Raw genomic sequence first — 19,701 nt, 5'->3', positions numbered from 1 at the left:
TTTTAATGATGTTATATGAAAAGGGGGTTTGTCAAGAGGGGGTTGAACGAGTAAGATAAGGGTGTGAAAAAATTTGCAGAGTTACTTCGAGAGGAAGTGTAATATATGAAACAAAAAGTATTAATTGTTGGTGCAGGTGAAGGCGGGAGCGCACTGCTGAATCTGTTATATAGTTCGAATATATTTCAAATTATAGGGATTATTGATATAAATCCGTTGGCAAAAGGATTACAAATTGCTAAGGAATATGGAATTGCAATTGGAGAAAGTGTAACTCCATTTCTTTCTATGCATATCGATGTAATATTTGATATGACAGGTGAAGATGATGTACATAAAGTTTTATTGGAAAAAAAGAAAAAAGACACTCTTCTTATACCAGGTGATATTGCAAAAATTGTTACAGGATTAGCGCATGAGAAGGAAGGGTTAATTGGGCGGTTAGAGGAACAAACGCAACAAGGAGAATTAATTTTAAATTCTACGCATGACGGCATGATCGTAATTGATCAAGAGGGACAAGTTCGTCTTTTTAATAAAAGTGCAGAGCGTATTATCGGATATAAAAAAGAAGAGGCGATAGGAAAATATATTTTAGAAGTTATTCCGACTAGTAAATTACTTCGCATTATACGTACGAAACAAATAGAAGTAAATTATGAACTAACATTAGAGAATGGAAAGAAAATTATTACAACGCGTATACCGATATTAAAAGAGGGCGGAGAGGTACAAGGGGCATTTGCAATTTTTAAAGATATAACAGAAGTTGTAGATTTAGCGGAAGAAGTTACAGACTTAAAAGAAATTCAAACACTATTAGAGGCGATTATTAACTCATCTGAAGAAGCGATTTCGGTTGTGGATGAAAAAGGAAGAGGTTTAGTCATTAACCCGGCATATACGAAATTAACGGGTTTAACAGAAGAAGATATTATTGGGAAGCCTGCTACAACTGATATTGTAGAAGGCGAAAGTATGCATATGAAAGTACTTCGAACGCGTCGTGCGGTGCGCGGAATACATATGAAGATTGGGCAAAAAAAGCGCGATGTAATTGTAAACGTAGCGCCAGTTATTGTGGATGGAATATTGAAAGGAAGCGTCGGCGTTATCCGTGACGTGTCGGAAATTCAAAAGTTAACAAATGAATTGAATAGAGCGAGGCAAATCATTCGCACATTAGAAGCGAAATATTCTTTTGATGATATTGTCGGAAATTCAGATGAAACAACTGCAGCTATCGAACAGGCGAAGCTAGGAGCGAATACACCGGCAACGGTACTGTTACGCGGTGAATCTGGGACTGGTAAAGAATTGTTTGCCCATGCAATCCATAATGGAAGTAATCGAAAATACAATAAGTTCGTCCGTGTAAACTGTGCGGCCATTTCGGAGACGTTGTTAGAAAGTGAATTATTTGGTTATGAGGAAGGGGCGTTTTCTGGAGCGAAAAGAGGCGGGAAACGTGGGTTCTTTGAGGAAGCGAATAACGGTAGTATTTTTTTAGATGAAATAGGGGAGTTATCTGCAAATACACAAGCGAAACTCCTTCGTGTATTGCAGGAAAAAGAAATTGTAAAAGTTGGTGGAACGAAAGCGATACCTATTAATGTTCGAGTAATTGCAGCGACACATGTGAATTTAGAAAAGGCTATTCTAGAAGGGAAGTTTAGGGAGGATTTATATTATCGATTAAATAAAATTCCAATTCAAATTCCATCTCTTCGTCAACGTAAAGGAGATATACCGAAAATTGCGGACAGGTTGATTCAAAAAATTAATCAAGATTATGGTCGTAATGTAGAAGGGCTCACTGATTCAGCTATTTTATATTTACAATCATACGAATGGCCAGGGAATGTGAGAGAACTTGAAAATATTTTAGGACGAGCGATTATTTTTATGAATTATAACGAGATATATATTGATGTACAACATTTACCACCATTACATAACGAAGAGCAGGTGGAGTCAAAGCAATCTCATTTATTACCTGAATTAGAAGAAAAGCCACTTGAACATTTAGTGACAGAGTTTGAAGGGAATATTATTCATGAATATTTGGAGAGATTTGATGGGAATAAAACACAAACTGCAAAAGCGTTAGGAATTTCCGTACGAAATTTATATTATAAGCTAGAAAAGTATGACCATGCAAAAAATAGCATGCAATAAATTGCGTACTGTGCAATTTATTGCATGGTATACAAAAAGCGACAAAATAAGACAGAATCTTTTGTTATTTTCCAAAGTATTGATTTTACTGCATTTTGAATGCGTTTTCATTATTGGTAAGACCACTTTTAAAAGTTGGCACGGTATTTGCTTTATAAATAGACGAGGGACGACGGAAAGGGTTGATTACAAAATATGAAGTTAGAATACTTAATTGATCAAGCAGCGGGACAGCCTAAAAAAACTGTAGCTGTAGCAGTAGCTGAAGATCATGAAGTAATTGAAGCTGTAGCGAAAGCAATTAAATTACAGCTAGCTCAATTTCGTCTATATGGAAATCAAGAAAAAATAATGGGGATGCTACAAGAACATGGTTTACAAACTTCAGAACATGTTGAAGTGATTGCAGCAATGTCTAATGCAGAGGCTGCAGAACTTTCTGTTAAAGCTGTGAGAAATGGTGAGGCAGACGTGCTTATGAAGGGGAACATCCCAACAGCGAATATTTTGAAGGCTGTGTTAAACAAAGAGTGGGGCCTACGTAAAGGTAGCGTACTTTCACATGTAGCAGCATTTGAAGTTCCAAATTATGATCGTCTTATTTTCGTTACAGATGCAGCGATGAACATCGCACCTGATGTAACACAAAAAGCTGCTATTATACAAAATACTGTAGAAGTTGCCCAGGCAATAGGAATCGACTTGCCAAAAGTGGCACCAATTGCAGCAGTAGAAGTTGTGAATCCAGCGATGCAGGCGACAATTGATGCAGCGATGTTAACACAAATGAATCGCCGCGGACAAATTAAAGATTGTATCGTTGATGGACCACTTGCTTTAGATAATGCAGTATCACAAATTGCAGCAGAGCATAAAGGCATAGTAAGTGATGTAGCAGGTAAGGCAGATATTTTACTCGTCCCAACGATTGAAGCTGGAAATGTGCTATATAAATCACTCGTATACTTTGCGGATGCAAAAGTAGGAGCAATGATTGCTGGCGCAAAAGCACCGATTGTTTTAACATCTCGTGCTGATTCAGCAGAAACAAAAGTATATTCATTAGCATTGGCAGTTGCGACTGCTTCAAAATAAACCAAAAAGGGTAAAACATTAGGGGGAAACGACAATGACATTAGAAATCTTCGAATACTTAGAAAAATATGATTATGAGCAAGTGGTATTTTGTCAAGATAAAGAATCTGGTTTAAAAGCAATTATTGCAATTCATGATACAACACTTGGACCGGCTCTTGGTGGAACAAGAATGTGGACATATGATTCTGAAGAAGCGGCGATTGAAGATGCATTGCGTCTTGCAAAAGGGATGACATACAAAAACGCAGCAGCTGGTTTAAACTTAGGTGGTGCGAAAACAGTAATTATCGGTGATCCTCGTAAAGATAAGAGTGAAGCAATGTTCCGTGCACTAGGACGTTATATCCAAGGACTAAACGGACGATACATTACAGCTGAAGATGTTGGTACAACAGTAGATGATATGGATATTATCCACGAAGAAACTGACTTTGTAACAGGTATCTCACCATCATTCGGTTCTTCTGGTAACCCATCTCCAGTAACTGCATACGGTGTTTATCGTGGTATGAAAGCAGCTGCAAAAGAAGCTTTCGGTACTGACAATTTAGAAGGAAAAGTAATTGCTGTTCAAGGCGTTGGTAACGTAGCATATCATCTATGCAAACATTTACACGCTGAAGGAGCAAAATTAATCGTTACAGATATTAATAAAGAAGCTGTACAACGTGCTGTAGAAGAATTCGGTGCATCAGCAGTTGAACCAAATGAAATTTACGGTGTTGAATGCGATATTTACGCACCATGTGCATTAGGCGCAACAGTTAATGATGAAACTATTCCACAACTTAAAGCAAAAGTAATCGCAGGTTCTGCAAATAACCAATTAAAAGAAGATCGTCACGGTGACATCATTCATGAAATGGGTATTGTATACGCACCAGATTATGTAATTAATGCAGGTGGCGTAATTAACGTAGCAGACGAATTATATGGATACAATAGAGAACGTGCACTAAAACGTGTTGAGTCTATTTATGACACGATTGCAAAAGTAATCGAAATTTCAAAACGCGATGGCATAGCAACTTATGTAGCGGCAGATCGTCTAGCTGAAGAGCGCATTGCAAGCTTGAAAAATTCTCGTAGCACTTACTTACGCAACGGTCACGATATTATTAGCCGTCGCTAATCATTCATATATAACTTTTACAAAAGGTGTGGTTACCTCTTATGAGGTTTCCGCTTCCTTTTGAATTTATTAGTGGAGGTAGCAACATTGTCTGTAAATCGAATTCTTGTTATTAACCCAGGTAGTACATCCACAAAAATTGGTGTTTTTGATAATGAAAGACCCGTTCTAGAAGAAACGATTCGTCATGACGTAGAACAGATTGGAAAATATAAGCGAATTATCGACCAATATGAGTTTCGAAAAGAAACGATTTTAGAAGTTCTACATTCTCATGGTATTAACATTTCAAAATTAAACGCTGTTTGTGGACGTGGTGGATTACTTCGTCCAATCGAAGGCGGTACTTATACAGTAAACGATGCGATGTTAGAAGATTTGAAAAATGGCTTTAGCGGTCATCACGCTTCAAACCTTGGAGGCATTTTGGCATATGAAATTGCTTCTGGATTAAATATCCCTGCATTCATTGTGGATCCTGTCGTTGTAGATGAGATGGAGCCGGTTGCTCGTATAAGTGGCATTGCTGGTATGGAACGCAAAAGTATCTTCCATGCATTAAATCAAAAAGCAGTTGCTCGTAAAGTAGCTGAACAGTTAAATCACAAATACGAGGATTTAAATTTATTAGTTACACATATGGGCGGTGGCATTACAGTTGGTGCTCATAAAAAAGGAAGAGTAGTCGATGTGAATAACGGTTTAAACGGAGAAGGACCATTTAGTCCAGAGCGCGCTGGTACAGTACCAGTAGGGCAACTAGTAGAAATGTGTTTCTCTGGTGAGTATTACCGTGATGAAATGATTAAAAAACTTGTCGGACAAGGTGGACTTGTAAGTTTAATCGGTACAAATGATGCGATTAAAGTAGAGAAAATGGTTGAAAAAGGTGATCCTGAAGCAACTCTTATTTATAAGGCAATGGCATATCAAGTTGCAAAAGAGATTGGCGGAGCTAGCGCTGTACTTCACGGGAAAATCGATGCAATCGTATTAACTGGTGGACTGGCATACAGTAAAATTCTTGTCGATGAAATAAAAGAGCGAGTGGACTGGATTGCAGATGTTATCGTACATCCAGGCGAAGATGAGTTAGAAGCGTTAGCAGAAGGAGCACTTCGTGTGTTACGTGAAGAAGAAGCTCCAAAAGAATACGTTGTACGTGAAAAAGAAACGGTAGCTAGGGGTTGAGATAATGGCAAAAGAATATGATTTAGTCATCGTTGGCGGCGGTACTGGTGGATATGTTGCTGCAATTCGTGCATCACAATTAGGATTAAAAACAGCACTAGTCGAAAAAGAAAATCTTGGTGGTACTTGTTTACACAAAGGATGTATTCCTAGTAAAGCTCTTTTACGTAGTGCGGAAGTATATGCAACTGCTAAAAAAAGCGAAGAGTTCGGAGTTATTGCAAGCAATGTAGAACTAAACTTTGCGAAAGTACAAGAGCGTAAAGAGAAGATTGTAACGCAGCTTCATAAAGGCGTTCAACATTTAATGAAACAAGGTAAAATTGATGTGTTTGAAGGTATTGGTCGTATTCTTGGCCCGTCTATTTTCTCTCCTATGCCAGGGACAATTTCAGTTGAACTTGCAAGTGGAGAAGAGAATGAAATGTTAATTCCAAAAAATGTACTTGTTGCAACAGGTTCTCGTCCAAATTCATTACCAGGTTTAGAATTAGATGGAGAATACGTAATGTCTTCGGATCATGCCCTAAAAATGGAAACGCTTCCTAGTTCGATTATTATCGTTGGTGGCGGTGTAATCGGTATTGAGTGGGCATCTATGCTTGCTGACTTCGGTGTAGAAGTTACAGTATTAGAGTATGCAAAAACGATATTACCACTAGAAGATCAAGACGTTTCAAAAGAAATGCAACGTCTATTCAAGAAAAAAGGTATTAAAGTGGTAACTGGTGCAAAAGTATTACCAGAAACATTGGTAAAAGATAATGGAGTAACAATCCAAGCTGAACATAACGGTGAGAATAAAGAATTTAAAGCTGAAAAAATGCTTGTATCTGTTGGAAGACAAGCGAATACGCAAAATATTGGCTTAGAGAACACAGATATCGTTGTGGAAAAAGGATACATTCAAACAAATGAGTTTTATCAAACGAAAGAATCGCATATTTACGCAATTGGAGATGTAATCGGTGGTTTGCAACTTGCTCACGTTGCTTCTCATGAAGGAATTGCTGCAGTAGAACATATTGCAGGGAAAGAAGTTACACCAATTGATTACTCTATGGTATCAAAATGCGTATATAGCAGTCCAGAAGTTGCTTCTGTTGGCTTAACAGAACAAGAAGCGAAAGAAAAAGGCTATAAGTTAAAAGTAGGTAAGTTCTCATTCCGCGCAATCGGAAAAGCACTTGTATACGGAGAATCAGATGGTTTCGTAAAACTTGTAGTTGATGAAGAGACAAATGACATTCTTGGTGTTCATATGATTGGACCACATGTAACAGATATGATTTCTGAAGCTGGTCTTGCAAGAGTACTTGATGCAACACCTTGGGAAGTAGCACATACAATTCATCCGCATCCATCATTATCTGAGGCGATTGGTGAAGCAGCACTTGCTGTAGATGGAAGAGCGTTACACGCATAAAAATGTGGATTTAGGAGGTTATGAAAAATGGCAGAAGTAAAAGAAAAGCGCCATGAAGAGCTTGGCTTAAGTGATGAGCAAGTATTAGAAATGTTCCGTACGATGTTACTTGCACGTAAAATCGACGAACGTATGTGGTTATTAAACCGCGCTGGTAAAATTCCATTCGTAATTTCTTGTCAAGGACAAGAGGCTGCACAAGTTGGAGCGGCGTTCGCTCTTGATAGAGAGAAAGATTATGCATTACCATACTATCGTGATATGGGTGTTGTACTAGCATTTGGTATGACAGCTAAAGAGCTTATGTTGTCTGCTTTCGCGAAAGCTGGAGATCCAAACTCTGGTGGTCGTCAAATGCCTGGTCACTTCGGTCAAAAGAAAAATCGTATTGTTACAGGTTCATCTCCAGTAACAACGCAAGTACCACATGCAGTTGGTATTGCACTAGCTGGAAAAATGGAGAAGAAAGATTTAGTAACGTTCGTTACATTTGGAGAAGGTTCTTCAAACCAAGGTGACTTCCATGAAGGGGCAAACTTTGCTGGTGTACACAAACTACCTGTTATTTTTATGTGTGAAAATAACAAATATGCAATCTCTATTCCGGTTGAAAAACAATTAGCATGTAAAAACGTATCAGATCGTGCAATTGGTTATGGTATGCCTGGATATACAATAGACGGAAACGATCCGCTTGCAGTATATAAAGCTGTAAAAGAAGCAGCAGATCGCGGTCGTCGTGGTGAAGGCCCAACTTTAATTGAAACAGTATCATATCGTTTAACAGCACATTCTAGTGACGATGATGATCGTGTTTATCGTGATAAAGAAGAAGTAGAAGAAGCAAAGAAAAAAGATTCAATTATAACATTCGCGGCTTATTTAAAAGAAGCTGGTGTGTTAACTGAGGAATCGGAAAAACAAATGTTAGACGAAATTATGCATATCGTAAATGAAGCAACAGAATATGCAGAAAATGCTCCGTATGCAGCACCTGAAGATGCATTGAAGCACGTATACGCAGAATAGGGGGGAACGTTTCATGGCTGTAATGTCTTATATTGATGCTATTACATTAGCAATGCGCGAAGAAATGGAACGCGATGAGAAAGTATTCGTTTTAGGAGAAGATGTTGGTAAAAAAGGTGGCGTGTTTAAAGCGACACACGGTTTGTATGATCAATTTGGTGAAGATCGTGCGCTTGATGCACCGCTTGCAGAATCTGCAATTGCTGGGGTAGCAATTGGTGCAGCAATGTATGGTATGCGTCCAATCGCTGAAATGCAGTTTGCTGATTTCATCATGCCAGCAGTAAACCAAATTGTTTCTGAGGCAGCAAAAATTCGTTATCGTTCTAATAATGATTGGACTTGTCCAGTTACAATCCGTGCACCATTTGGCGGGGGGGTTCACGGTGCATTGTATCATTCACAATCTGTAGAAGCGATGTTTGCAAACCAACCAGGTTTAAAAATCGTTATCCCTTCTACACCATATGATGCAAAAGGCTTATTAAAAGCAGCCATTCGTGATGAAGATCCAGTATTATTCTTCGAACATAAACGTGCATATCGTTTAATTAAAGGTGAAGTGCCGGAGGATGACTACGTATTACCAATCGGAAAAGCAGATGTAAAACGTGAAGGTGATGATATTACAGTTATCACGTACGGATTATGTGTTCATTTTGCTCTTCAAGCAGCTGAAAAGTTAGCACAAGATGGCATCTCTGCACACATTCTTGATTTACGTACTGTATATCCATTAGATAAAGAAGCAATCATTGAAGCAGCTTCTAAAACAGGTAAAGTTCTTCTTGTAACAGAAGACAATAAAGAAGGAAGCATTATGAGTGAAGTGGCAGCAATTATTGCTGAAAACTGTCTATTTGATTTAGATGCGCCAATCGCACGTCTTGCAGGTCCAGACGTTCCAGCAATGCCATATGCACCAACAATGGAAAAATTCTTTATGGTAAATCCAGATAAAGTTGAAAAAGCAATGCGTGAACTTGCGGAATTTTAATCGGGGGGACTATACATGGCTGTAGAAAATATTACAATGCCTCAGCTCGGGGAGAGCGTTACAGAGGGCACAATTAGTAAATGGCTCGTTAATGTTGGCGATCACGTAAACAAGTATGATCCGCTTGCAGAAGTAATGACTGATAAAGTAAATGCTGAAGTACCATCTTCTTTCACTGGTATTGTGAAAGAGTTAATCGCTGGTGAAGGTGATACGTTAGCTGTAGGTGAAGTAGTTTGTGTGATTCAAGTAGAAGGCGCAGACGAAGTAGCAGCAACAGCTGTTGAGGAAAAAACGAAAGAAGAACCAAAGGCAGCAGCAATTACGCCTGAAAAAGCACCGAAAGTAAAACAACCAACTGATGGAAAACCACGTTTTTCACCAGCTGTGTTAAAACTTGCGGGTGAGCATAACGTTGATTTAGATTTAGTAGAGGGTACGGGAGCAAACGGCCGTATCACTCGTAAAGATATTTTAAAGCTAGTGGAATCTGGAAATATTCCACAAGCAGGTGCGAAGAAAGAGGAAGCTGTAGCGGTAGTAGTAGAAGCTCGCCCAGAAGCACCAAAAGCAGCACCAGTAGCGCAAAAAGTAGAAGCTGCGAAACCAGTTTCTGTACCTACAATGCCTGGAGATATTGAAATTCCAGTAACAGGTGTGCGTAAAGCAATCGCAGCAAACATGTTACGCAGTAAACACGAAGCACCACACGCTTGGATGATGATTGAAGTAGATGTGACAAACCTTGTGTCATACCGTAACTCAATTAAAGGTGACTTTAAGAAGCGTGAAGGCTTTAACTTAACGTTCTTTGCTTTCTTCGTAAAAGCAGTGGCACAAGCGTTAAAAGAGTATCCTCAAATTAATTCAATGTGGGCTGGCGATAAAATTGTTCAGAAGAAAGATATTAACCTTTCTATCGCTGTTGCAACAGAGGAAGAATTATTTGTACCAGTAATTAAGCAAGCGGACGAGAAAACAATTAAAGGTATCGCTCGTGAAATTACAGAACTTGCAGGAAAAGTACGCACGAAATCGCTAAAAGCAGACGAAATGCAAGGTGGAACATTTACAATTAATAACACAGGATCATTCGGTTCTGTTCAATCTATGGGTATTATTAATTACCCACAAGCGGCTATTTTACAAGTTGAATCAATTGTAAAACGCCCAGTAATTATGGATAATGGTATGTTCGGTGCTCGTGACATGGTTAACTTATGTTTATCACTTGATCACCGCGTACTTGATGGTTTAATCTGTGGTAAGTTCTTAGGACGTGTTAAAGAAATTTTAGAAAACATGTCAGAAAACAATACATCTGTATATTAATAAAAAGCTCGCTTATGCGAGCTTTTTATCGTCTTATTTCTTCATCTACATCCTACTATATGTATAAATACCTTTCCCAGTAATCTTACAATAAACGATTATGTATTAGGAATTTACGAAAATACATTGCTGATATATGGTATATGGATATAAAATAAGAAAAGAATAATTTTTTTGGCAAATCTTACTGATGAAACTGTAGTATAATATATTGTATTGTATGAAAAAGAGAGTTATTCTATATAAGTGTTTTATAGATAATGTGTAATCAGTCGTCAAAACATGAAGAATGTTGACTCCTGGTTTTTTATTTTGCTGTAACAATGTTTCAGGAGGATGTCATGAAGAGAAGTACCGAGTTTCTAAAAAGTTTAGATGTAAAATTAATTTTAATTTTGTGTGCACTATGTGTGACGAGTATAGCTGCTATATATAGCAGTCAGCAAACGGGACAGTATGGAGCTGCAAACTTTGCTATGAAGCAGGGGATTAACTACATAATTGGGGTTGTATTGTTACTTCTTATTGCTAGCATTGACTTAGATCAGTTGCAAAAATTGTCTTGGCCGCTTTATATTGCTGGGTTTGCTTCACTTATTCTTTTGAAAGTATTACCACCATCAGGTTTTACACCTGAAAAATTAGGTGCAAAAAGATGGTTTGTTTTCCCAGTATTTGGACAAATTCAGCCGTCTGAGTTTTTCAAAATTGCATTGCTTCTTGTAGTAGCGAGTATAGCAGTGAAACATAATGCACAGTATATGGCAAGGACATTCCAAACAGATTTAAAGCTAGTAGGTAAAATTATGCTAGTGTCACTTCCGCCTATGGCGGTTGTATATAGTCAACCGGATACAGGTATGGTGTTCTTATATGCTGCTGCAATTGCATGTATTTTATTTATGTCAGGTATACAAAAGAAATTGATAGCATTATGTACAGTTATTCCGTTGACCATATTATCTGCTTTAATATTTATTTTCTTTAAGTATCAAGATTTTTTCTATAATAATTTAGTTACTTTACTAAAACCTCACCAACAGTCGCGTATTGTAGGTTGGTTAAATCCATTTGAAAATGCAGATCAAGGTTACCAAACGCAACAATCGATTTTAGCTGTAGGTAGTGGAGGAATGGAAGGTAAAGGGTTTGGGGGAGGAAGCGTCTATATCCCAGAGAAGCATACTGACTTTATTTTCGCTACAATTGCCGAAGAAGGTGGGTTTATCGTAGCAGCGTTAGTTGTCTTCTTGTTCCTATTACTACTATATCGAACAATTATTATTGGTTATTCCGCTGATAATTTATTTGGTACATTATTATGCGCTGGATCGATTGGTATATTAACAGTTCAAATATTCCAAAACATCGGTATGATCGTTGGATTAATGCCTGTAAAAGGTATTGCATTACCTTTCTTATCGTATGGGGGAAGTTCCTTATTCTCGAATATGATTATGATGGGGCTCATACTATCGGTACGGAAAACTTATAAAAAATATATGTTTTCAGTTAAGTAAAAAAAGCTGGTTCGTTTTTAAACGAATCAGCTTTTTTACATATATGCTCATAAACGTTGCAAACTAAAACAGGATAGCAGTTTGAGACGGGTAAGGAGTGCAAATTGATGCATATGCATATTTTTGAAGGAGCACGGCATCTTTCTACTAGTGAATGGGTTATTCGGGCTATTATAGCATACATATTTTTAATATTAGTTGCGAAAGCGATGGGGCAAAGGTCTATCGCACAACTTCGTTTTTTAGATGTTGTATTAGTGTTATTGCTTGGTGGGAATATTTCTAACGCATTGTCTGATGAAAAAGTAGGGTTACTGGGCTCGATGATTACAACGTTCATACTCGTTGTACTTCATATTATAAGCTCAGTTTTAATGCTGAAATGGGATAGATGGAGACGCTTTTTAGAGCCAGCACCTATCATTCTTATACACAATGGTTCCATTGATTTTAGCAATTTGAAAAAGGCGAGAATTACGGCGGAATATTTATTTTCGGAACTTCGCATGCGAAATGTGAGCGATATTCAAACGGTTAAATTAGCATTATGGGAAGCGAGTGGCGTTGTTTCTATATTTCAGTATCCAGAATATGAAGCAGCTTCACGGCGGGATCTAAAAGTGGCGGGGAGAAGGTCTCCAGTTTCTTTCATTTTAGTGAAAAATGGAAGGATTCAACAGGACGTTCTCGCTTTAATAGGAAAAACAGAAGAGTGGGCAAAAGAGTTTTTAGAGAAGAGTGCGGAAATTGAATCCATTATGTTAGCTACAGTAGATGAATCACATAAAATAAATATTTTGTTAAAAAAATGAAAAATATACGCATTTTGTCGTTTTGTACATATGATACAATAGTGTGGACAACGAAAAAGGAGGCGATACGGTGGGATATGTAGAAGAATTACGAAAAATAGTTGGTCATCGCCCTTTAATTTTAGTTGGTGCTGTTGTACTCGTTATAAATGAAAATGGTTATGTTTTATTGCAGCAGCGGACAGAGCCGTACGGAAAATGGGGGCTACCTGGCGGGCTAATGGAGCTTAGTGAATCACCAGAAGAAACAGCTTATCGTGAAGTATATGAAGAGACAGGAATAAAAGTGAAGAACTTGCGACTAATCAATGTATTTTCTGGAGCGAACTACTTTACAAAATTAGCAAACGGTGATGAATTTCAATCTGTAACAACCGCCTATTATACGGATGAATACGAGGGGGATTTTGTTATGAATAAAGAAGAAGCAGTTCAGCTTAAATTCTTTTCAGTAACAGAACTACCTGACTATATTGTAGGATCGCATAAAAAAATGATTGCTGAATATATGAAGATTATGGAAAAAAAGATATAATAATAGTGAAAGAAATACAAAAACACAGTTCTGGTTGGTAGTCCAGACGCATGATTTCATGTCAGTAACCTTCCCCTCCGGGATGTCCCGTATTTCTAATTTTTTAAAGGAGGGGCTGTCAATGGAGTTGACAGTATATCACGATGGCCAATTTTTTGTTGGAATCATTACATGTAAAGAACAAGGGAAATTGTATGGAGCGAGGTATATTTTTGGAGCGGAACCGTCAGATGAAGACGTGCTTATGTTTGTGAATAGTTCACTTTTAGAGCATTTTCAGCATTTTGCAAAATGTGGTGTAGAAGTTAAAGAAAAACAGCGTCCTAAAAATATAAAGCGTATCATACGACAAACAGCAAAAGAAACAAATGTTAAACGTTTTACTAAGGCGCAAGAGGCGATTAGTTTATCTTATGAATTGCATAAACAAGAAAAGAAAGTGCAGTCTAAGGAGAAGCGAGAAGCTGAAAAAGAAAGAAGACGTTTAATTAAAGTACAAAAAGCAAAGCAAAAACATCGTGGTCATTAAAGAAAAGGTGTTAGAGCAAGTGCTCTAACACCTTTTCTATACTTAAATACAAGTAAACTTACTTGTATTTCATAAACATTAACTGGTAAGATACAAATAGGTAGTTTTAGAGGAGGGAAAAGAGTGATTAATTTTAACTTTTTTATGAATGATGTTGTCCGCCAAGCGCGTGAAGAGATTGTCTCTGCTGGATATACAGAATTGACGACGCCAGAAGCGGTAGAAGAAGCGTTTAAAAGAAATGGAACAACACTTGTAATGGTAAACTCTGTATGTGGTTGTGCAGGTGGTATCGCTCGTCCTGCTGCTGCGCATTCCGTACATTATGATAAACGTCCTAACCACCTTGTAACGGTGTTTGCAGGTCAAGATAAAGAAGCGACAGCAAGAGCGCGTGAATATTTCGAAGGGTACCCACCTTCTTCTCCATCATTTGCTTTATTAAAAGATGGAAAAATTGTAACGATGGTAGAGCGTCATGAAATTGAAGGTCATGAACCGATGCAAGTTATTGCAAAACTACAATCGTATTTCGAAGAGAATTGTGAAGAACTATAAAAAATAATAAAAAAGGCGGCACGTCCACAATCAAGTGGATGTGCCGCCTTTTTTATTATTTTAATTTCTGAGATATGCATAGTTATGTTATTTTATGCATTATTTTATACACAACAAAAAGCGTTTATATTGTTATTTTATTTATTTTTATTTTATATATTGCATAAAAATAAAAGTGCTGATACAATACAAACATCGAATAAATATTCTATTAAACTTTTAAATATACATTATTAGGGGGAAGAAAGATGAAGAAGTTATTATCAATATCGTTTGCACTTATTTTAATTGTAAGTATATTCAGCGCTTGTAGTAATGGGGAATCGAAAGAAACAAAAGGAAATAAGAAAGTACTCGTAATGGGGACTTCAGCAGATTATAAACCATATGAATACGTGGAAGCTTCAAAAAGTGATGAAATTATTGGTTTTGATGTTGATGTTGCTAAATATATTGGAAAAGAACTTGGGTATGAAGTGAAAGTGAAAGATATGGATTTTGGTGGTTTATTAGCATCTCTTAGTTCAGGAAAAGTTGATTTCGTAATGGCAGGTATGACGCCAACTGCAGAGCGTAAAAATAATGTTGATTTTACAGATATTTATTTTGTTGCGAAAAATATGGTCGTTTCTAAAAAGGATTCTAATATTAAATCTGTAGAGGATTTAAAAGGGAAAAAAGTAGGAGTACAAACAGGATCTATTCAAGAAGAGAAAGCAGCAGAATTTAAAAAACAAGTAGATTTCCAAGTTGAGGGACGTGACCGTATACCAGAAATCGTACAAGAAATTAAAGCTGGTCGTTTTGACGCTGCAATTATAGAAGACACAGTTGCTAAAAATTATTTAGAGAAAATGAAAGATTTAAAAGGAATTGAAATTAAAGAAGCGCCAGAAGAAGTTGGAGCAGCAATTGCCCTTCCGAAAAATAGTGATAAAACAGCTGAATTTAATAAAGTAATTAAAAAAATGCAAGAAAATGGAGAAATGGATAAATTAGTGAAGAAATGGTTTGGCAGCGAAAAATAAGCTGCCTTTCACTTTTCTTTGAGGGGAATGAAAAGGATGAACTTAGATTTTTCGGCGATTACGCCTTCGATACCATATATACTAAAAGGTTTAGAAGTTACTTTGAAAATTGTAGCAGTATCAGCTTTAGCAGGATTTATTTTAGGAACATTATTAGCACTTTGTAAAATTGCTAGAATACGAGCGTTAAATATAGCAGCAGATTTTTATACATCAATTTTTCGTGGTACACCACTTGTATTGCAATTAATGATTATTTATTTCGGCGTCCCGCAAATAATTGGTTATGAAATACCAGCATTCTTAGCAGCTGTACTTGCATTTAGCTTGAATTCAGGTGCATACATGTCAGAAGTGATTCGTGCTGGTATTCAAGCAGTTGATAAAGGACAAACAGAAGCAGCGATGGCTTTAGGGATACCGTACGGAAAAATGATGAGAAATATTATTTTCCCTCAAGCATTAAAAAATATATTACCAGCTCTTGTGAACGAATTTGCGACACTTACGAAAGAATCGGCTGTAGTAACAGTAATAGGCGCGACTGATTTAATGCGTCGTGCTTACATCGTAGGCGGTGAGACATTTAAATATCTTGAACCATTACTTTTTGTTGGACTGATTTATTATATGTTAGTCATTATTCTTACATTAGTCGGGAAGGCAATTGAAGGGAGAATGAAGAAAAGTGATTAAAATTGAAAACCTTCATAAATCATTTGGTAAAAACGAAGTATTAAAAGGAATTACAACAACGATTGAAAAAGGGGAAGTAGTTGCAATTATAGGACCTTCTGGATCAGGAAAATCAACATTTTTACGTTGTATGAATATGTTAGAAGCACCAACGGATGGTCACATTTGGATTGGAACGGAAGAAGTAACGAATCCGAAAACGAATGTTATGCATGTTCGTGAAAATGTCGGTATGGTATTTCAGCATTTTCACTTATTTCCTCATATGACTGTATTAGAAAATATTACGTATGCTCCTATCAATGTAAAAGGGGTAACGAAGCAAGAAGCTGAAAAGAAAGCTGAGAAACTTTTAGAAAAGGTTGGATTAGTAGATAAAAAAAATACGTATCCGAATCGTTTGTCGGGAGGACAAAAGCAACGTGTAGCAATTGCAAGAGCGTTAGCGATGGAACCGGAAGTTATGTTATTTGATGAACCGACATCGGCGCTAGATCCAGAGATGGTGAAAGAAGTGTTAGAAGTTATGAAATCGTTAGTTACGACAGGAATGACGATGGCTATCGTTACACATGAAATGGGCTTTGCAAAAGAAGTGGCAGATCGTGTTCTTTTCTTGGACGGAGGAAAGCTTGTAGAAGATAGTGCGCCAGAAGAATTTTTTGCAGCGCCGAAAAGTGAACGTGCGCAACAATTTTTACAAAAAATATTGTAATATGAAAAGGTTATGTGAATAATAAGTAGAAAAGGATGACATTGTGTCATCCTTTTTTTATACTAGCTGTAAATACGTTTATACATATAGGAGCAATGATATGTTCAAAATTGGATACCGTACAGTAAAAACAGCAATTGGGACAGGCGCGGCAGTTTTTATTGCTCAGTTATTAGGATTAGAATTTTATAGTTCAGCGGGTATTTTAGTTATTTTATGTGTACAAAATACGAAGCGCAAATCGCTTCAAGTGTCGTTACATCGTTTTCTAGCGTGTGTATTATCAATGGTATTCGCGTTTTGTATTTTTGAAACGATCGGCTATACACCACTTGCAATTAGCATATTGTTACTTACATTTATTCCGACTGCAGTTATGCTCAAAATTCAAGAGGGTATTGTCACGAGCTCAGTTATTGTTATGCACCTGTATTCATTGAAGCAAATTACATGGCTTATAGTTGGAAATGAAATTGCTATATTAACGATAGGGATTAGCGTGGCTCTATTAGTGAATATGTATATGCCGAGTAGTGAAAATAAGCTAAAAGAGTATCAAGATAAAATAGAGAGTAATTTTAAAACGATTTTGTTTGAAATGGTTGTGTATTTACGAAATCGAGAAAGTAGTTGGAGTGGAGCAGAACTCATTGAAACCGAGAATATGTTAAATGAGGCAAGAGATTTATCGTTTAAAAAACTTGAGAATGCATTTATGCGAGAAGATGATTATTACTATCGTTATTTTAATATGCGTATGCAACAATTCGAAATTTTAGAGCGAATGATACCACTAGCAGCTTCTTTATCGTGGACATATGAACAAGCTGACATGATTGCAGATGTTGTTGAAAACATTGGTAATGCTATTAGCCCTGAGAGTACTGGCGTTATTTCCTTAAGGCAGCTTCAAGAAATGAGGGAATTATTTAGAGACATGCCATTGCCAGCTACACGCGAAGAATTTGAGATACGTGCGAAACTTGTTCAACTTGTGTATGAAATGGAACAATATTTACTCATTAAAAGTCGCTTTAAGGGAAAGGATAATATAAAAGAACTTATATAGAAGGTAGGAATTATCTATGCCGTATCTTCTCTCTATCATATTATGTCTTTCTTTATCGCCGCTTTGGCCTCTTGGGGATAATCCGCGTGCCGGAGATCCTTTTATTATTGTAAATAAAGCAACGAATAAATTAGCTTACATTGACGATGGAAAGATTCAAAAAGTTTTTCCAGTAGCGACAGGGAAAACGAATGAATTAACTCCAGAAGGAACTTTTGATGTTGTAATGAAAGCGAAGGACCCGTATTACATTGCGAAGAATATTCCGGGTGGATCGCCAAAAAATCCACTTGGGTCAAGGTGGATTGGGTTTAATGCAAGAGGAACTGATGGAAGTAAATATGGAATACATGGAACAAACCAACCGAGTTCAATTGGAAAGTATATTTCACAAGGATGTATAAGAATGAAGAAAAACGATGTGGAATATTTGTTTGATCGTATTCCAATTGGAACGAAAGTATGGATTGTGAAATCGAAAAAATCATTTCAGCAATTGGCAAAAGAAAAAGGAGCCGTTGCATATGAAAAAGCCAACGAAAAGGTTGGCTTTTTCTATTGTAATAAGTTGTCTTGACATGTGTACATAACCATGCGTTAATGAAAGTATAGAAAGATAAAATTAGATAAAGGGGTTGCTCATATGTACTTGAATCCAAAACTTTCGTATATGCAGTTTTTTATGGGATTTCTATTTGTTATTACATTCATATTGGCAACTTTTAATATATGTTCTTATCTTGTAGCGATTGTATGTATGGCATTACTTAATCTCACTTTTGTTATTGGAGCATTTCAGCAGAAACAATATACAAGTTTTGTAATAGCACTTGTAATGTCATTTTCCTTTAGTATTGTAGCGATTGTGTTTTATATAAAATAAACCATCTCGATGTCGAGATGGTTTATTTTTTCATGTGTAAAAAGTAAAAAAAGGACGAACACATCGCCCTTTTTACCAAAACATACTCGCGCCAGCAAGTAATGTTGTTACAAGCATAGAAATTAGCATCACATAAACCATAATTTTTTGAGCTTTTTTATGCATCGTTATACCTCCTTGCAAATCAGTACAATTTCATTGTAACGAGAAATGAAATTATGGACAAGGGGAGAGTGAGGACAAAATTCGGGAGGGGATTGCAAAATATAACAGGAAATTTGAGTGTGTATAGAGAATATAGTTAAAGGATATATTGTTAATTTTTAGTTGGGCAAGCTGAAGAATGGAGATACGATGATGAAAATATACGAAACAGATCGTTTATACTTAAGGGAAATAGATGAGTCGTATGCTGAAACAGTTCTTCAATATTACGACAGAAATCGTGAATTTTTAAAAGCTTGGGAAGAGTATAGACCGGATGATTTTTTTACGCTAGATTATCAAAAGAAAAAGTTGCAAAAGGATAGAAAAGAGTTCGAAGACGGGAAAATCATCAGACTATGGATTTTTAAAAAGGGTGATGATACAAAAATAATTGGGTGTATTTCATTTAATTTAATCGTTCGTGGCATTTATCAATCTTGTGTACTCGGTTATAAATTAGATAAAGCAGAGTTAAACAAAGGGTATACGACAGAAGCACTTAGAAAAGCAATTCAAGTTGCTTTTGAGGAATTTCAGTTACATCGTATAGAAGCTCCGATTATGCCTCGTAATTTAGCATCTATACAAGTGGTGACGAAGATAGGTTTTCAATATGAAGGCGTGTCTAGGAAGATGTTAATGGTAAATGGCGTGTGGGAGGATCATATGCGCTGGGTATTGTTAAATGAGTAATAGAAAGCAGATGGTTATCTAGACATGTAAACCATCTGTTTTTTGTCTTGTATTTCGAAACTTTTGCGAAATT

General features: G+C 36.7%; 21 protein-coding genes. 20 read left to right on the top strand and 1 reads right to left on the bottom strand.

The window, feature by feature from the left end; translation table 11 throughout:
* Positions 1-105: 105 nt before the first annotated feature.
* From NZ044_RS20535 to NZ044_RS20445, 19 genes are all read left to right on the top strand, one after another.
* The gene (locus NZ044_RS20535; protein ID WP_000810981.1) at positions 106-2,178 is read left to right on the top strand and encodes a sigma-54 interaction domain-containing protein; all 2,073 of its coding nucleotides are present in this window, start codon (positions 106-108) and stop codon (positions 2,176-2,178) included.
* A 195-nt stretch (positions 2,179-2,373) separates the two neighbouring features.
* Positions 2,374-3,273, top strand: a complete 900-nt coding sequence (yqiS, locus tag NZ044_RS20530) for a phosphate butyryltransferase (RefSeq protein ID WP_000764673.1) — start codon at positions 2,374-2,376, stop codon at positions 3,271-3,273.
* A 34-nt stretch (positions 3,274-3,307) separates the two neighbouring features.
* Positions 3,308-4,408, top strand: coding sequence for a leucine dehydrogenase (locus tag NZ044_RS20525; RefSeq protein WP_000171355.1), 1,101 nt, complete (start codon positions 3,308-3,310; stop codon positions 4,406-4,408).
* Between the two features lie 87 nt (positions 4,409-4,495).
* Entirely contained in the window at positions 4,496-5,599 is a 1,104-nt protein-coding gene (gene buk / locus NZ044_RS20520) for a butyrate kinase (protein ID WP_000115782.1), read from the top strand.
* 4 nt (positions 5,600-5,603) lie between these two features.
* The gene (lpdA, locus tag NZ044_RS20515) at positions 5,604-7,025 is read left to right on the top strand and encodes a dihydrolipoyl dehydrogenase (protein ID WP_001051295.1); all 1,422 of its coding nucleotides are present in this window, start codon (positions 5,604-5,606) and stop codon (positions 7,023-7,025) included.
* 27 nt (positions 7,026-7,052) lie between these two features.
* Positions 7,053-8,054 carry a 3-methyl-2-oxobutanoate dehydrogenase subunit alpha gene (gene bfmBAA / locus NZ044_RS20510; protein ID WP_000852551.1) on the top strand — a complete coding sequence of 334 codons (1,002 nt, stop codon included), beginning with the start codon at positions 7,053-7,055 and terminating at the stop codon, positions 8,052-8,054.
* A 13-nt stretch (positions 8,055-8,067) separates the two neighbouring features.
* Positions 8,068-9,051 (top strand): 3-methyl-2-oxobutanoate dehydrogenase subunit beta, encoded by a 984-nt coding sequence (gene bfmBAB, locus NZ044_RS20505; RefSeq protein ID WP_000290071.1) that lies wholly within the window; start codon positions 8,068-8,070, stop codon positions 9,049-9,051.
* A gap of 15 nt (positions 9,052-9,066) precedes the next feature.
* Positions 9,067-10,383, top strand: a complete 1,317-nt coding sequence (locus NZ044_RS20500) for a dihydrolipoamide acetyltransferase family protein (RefSeq protein WP_000257646.1) — start codon at positions 9,067-9,069, stop codon at positions 10,381-10,383.
* A gap of 341 nt (positions 10,384-10,724) precedes the next feature.
* Positions 10,725-11,903 carry an FtsW/RodA/SpoVE family cell cycle protein gene (locus tag NZ044_RS20495; protein ID WP_000831177.1) on the top strand — a complete coding sequence of 393 codons (1,179 nt, stop codon included), beginning with the start codon at positions 10,725-10,727 and terminating at the stop codon, positions 11,901-11,903.
* A gap of 107 nt (positions 11,904-12,010) precedes the next feature.
* Entirely contained in the window at positions 12,011-12,715 is a 705-nt protein-coding gene (locus NZ044_RS20490) for a DUF421 domain-containing protein (RefSeq protein WP_000550977.1), read from the top strand.
* A gap of 70 nt (positions 12,716-12,785) precedes the next feature.
* On the top strand, positions 12,786-13,250 hold the full coding sequence (locus NZ044_RS20485; protein WP_000542551.1) for an NUDIX hydrolase: 465 nt from the start codon (positions 12,786-12,788) through the stop codon (positions 13,248-13,250).
* A gap of 121 nt (positions 13,251-13,371) precedes the next feature.
* Positions 13,372-13,779 carry a YjdF family protein gene (locus tag NZ044_RS20480; protein WP_098505678.1) on the top strand — a complete coding sequence of 136 codons (408 nt, stop codon included), beginning with the start codon at positions 13,372-13,374 and terminating at the stop codon, positions 13,777-13,779.
* A gap of 144 nt (positions 13,780-13,923) precedes the next feature.
* Entirely contained in the window at positions 13,924-14,337 is a 414-nt protein-coding gene (locus tag NZ044_RS20475) for a BrxA/BrxB family bacilliredoxin (RefSeq protein WP_001979317.1), read from the top strand.
* A gap of 248 nt (positions 14,338-14,585) precedes the next feature.
* Entirely contained in the window at positions 14,586-15,365 is a 780-nt protein-coding gene (locus tag NZ044_RS20470) for a transporter substrate-binding domain-containing protein (RefSeq protein ID WP_000735462.1), read from the top strand.
* A 36-nt stretch (positions 15,366-15,401) separates the two neighbouring features.
* Complete coding sequence (locus NZ044_RS20465) at positions 15,402-16,061, top strand: amino acid ABC transporter permease (RefSeq protein ID WP_001046915.1); 660 nt, start codon at positions 15,402-15,404, stop codon at positions 16,059-16,061.
* Positions 16,054-16,776: an amino acid ABC transporter ATP-binding protein gene (locus NZ044_RS20460; protein ID WP_000590203.1), complete on the top strand. Its 723-nt coding sequence runs from the start codon at positions 16,054-16,056 to the stop codon at positions 16,774-16,776. Before NZ044_RS20465 ends, NZ044_RS20460 begins: the two co-directional genes overlap by 8 nt.
* A gap of 100 nt (positions 16,777-16,876) precedes the next feature.
* Positions 16,877-17,845, top strand: a complete 969-nt coding sequence (locus NZ044_RS20455) for an aromatic acid exporter family protein (protein ID WP_000472671.1) — start codon at positions 16,877-16,879, stop codon at positions 17,843-17,845.
* A 16-nt stretch (positions 17,846-17,861) separates the two neighbouring features.
* A complete protein-coding gene (locus NZ044_RS20450) occupies positions 17,862-18,422 on the top strand; it encodes a L,D-transpeptidase (RefSeq protein WP_001146571.1) in 561 nt (186 codons plus the stop codon).
* 66 nt (positions 18,423-18,488) lie between these two features.
* The gene (locus tag NZ044_RS20445; protein ID WP_000281167.1) at positions 18,489-18,728 is read left to right on the top strand and encodes a DUF3894 domain-containing protein; all 240 of its coding nucleotides are present in this window, start codon (positions 18,489-18,491) and stop codon (positions 18,726-18,728) included.
* A 72-nt stretch (positions 18,729-18,800) separates the two neighbouring features.
* On the opposite strand, the gene prli42 is transcribed toward NZ044_RS20445, so the two are convergent.
* On the bottom strand, positions 18,801-18,893 hold the full coding sequence (gene prli42, locus NZ044_RS20440; protein ID WP_000549037.1) for a stressosome-associated protein Prli42: 93 nt from the start codon (positions 18,891-18,893) through the stop codon (positions 18,801-18,803).
* A 189-nt stretch (positions 18,894-19,082) separates the two neighbouring features.
* Here prli42 and NZ044_RS20435 point away from each other — a divergent pair, with 189 nt between their 5' ends.
* Complete coding sequence (locus tag NZ044_RS20435; RefSeq protein WP_014894891.1) at positions 19,083-19,628, top strand: GNAT family N-acetyltransferase; 546 nt, start codon at positions 19,083-19,085, stop codon at positions 19,626-19,628.
* Positions 19,629-19,701: the final 73 nt, after the last annotated feature.

The sequence above is a fragment of the Bacillus sp. FSL K6-1338 genome (genome assembly GCF_038006965.1).
Classification (GTDB): Bacteria; Bacillota; Bacilli; order Bacillales; family Bacillaceae_G; genus Bacillus_A; species Bacillus_A thuringiensis_S.
The sequence above is the reverse complement of the archived record's forward strand: the minus strand, read 5'-3'. Positions and strand labels throughout refer to the sequence as shown.